The following is a 910-nucleotide window of genomic DNA, read 5'->3' as shown; positions in this document are numbered from 1 at the left end:
TACGTCACTATTTCATAACTATTATACACTGAAAGAACGGACGATGGTGAAGGATTTCACAGAATGACAGACAAACGACGGGCGGAGAAAACATCTTGCGAAAGCGGCGCGCAAAGGCGCAAAGAAGACCCAAGGCCGCCGCGTATCTTCGTCAATCGTTGTACAATGTATGGCAGTTATGCGATAATATCAATGGTACCATGGGCGCGCGCTCCCGCTTGCGCTGCAATATCAACGCAAAACGAAAGGCGCACAGAGGCGCGGCCACCGTGATTACCGTGCTCATCTGCTTCATACTTTTACTGAGCCTTTGCGCCGTCATTTTAAATATAGGAACACTCACTAAAAAAACAGAAATATTCCAGAACGAGCAGCTCGTAAAAGAGCGGCTCGCCTATGCCGCGCGCTCCTTCGCAAACACCGCCGCCGAAGCAGTCATAAGCGGCGACATCACCTCCGCCGACTTCGACGCAGGAAAATTAAAGACCGGCGTCACCGCGGAGGCAGAGATCAAAGACACTGAGGCAAATATTACTATCTACACAAAAACGACAATAAAAAAACCATCTGGCTACGACACATACACCGTAAGCACAGAGGCCTCCGACACGAAAGATTTTAAAGGCAGCGTCGCAAAAATCGCGGCCTCGTTCAACCTCGGCGGCAAAAAAATAACATGGAGCGTCCCCCAGTGAGAAGGCGCGGATTTTCGCTCCCAGAGACGCTTATCGCGGCCGTCCTGCTCACGGTGGGAGTGGCGGCGGTGGCTGCCACCATCATTCTCTCGCTACGCATGATAGCGGATTCAGAGGCCGTCACCACAGCTCAACAGACGCTGAGAAACGACGCGGAAAAATATCTGTTAAAAATAAGCCTGCTCCACGAAGACGCCCCCGAAATTTCGGACAAG

At 51.5% G+C, this 910-nt stretch carries 2 protein-coding genes; both read left to right on the top strand.

What is annotated here, in order from left to right:
- Positions 1 to 218 precede the first annotated feature (218 nt).
- On the top strand, positions 219 to 695 hold the full coding sequence (locus RRY12_13310; protein ID MEG2185653.1) for a hypothetical protein: 477 nt from the start codon (positions 219 to 221) through the stop codon (positions 693 to 695).
- Positions 692 to 910 (top strand): prepilin-type N-terminal cleavage/methylation domain-containing protein (locus tag RRY12_13305; GenBank protein ID MEG2185652.1); only part of this gene is annotated, 219 nt, incomplete at its 3' end. The genes RRY12_13310 and RRY12_13305, both read left to right, overlap by 4 nt.

Origin of the sequence: Cloacibacillus sp. (assembly GCA_036655895.1) — a bacterium.
In the GTDB taxonomy this organism is placed as follows: domain Bacteria; phylum Synergistota; class Synergistia; order Synergistales; family Synergistaceae; genus JAVVPF01.
The sequence above is the reverse complement of the archived record's forward strand: the minus strand, read 5'-3'. Positions and strand labels throughout refer to the sequence as shown.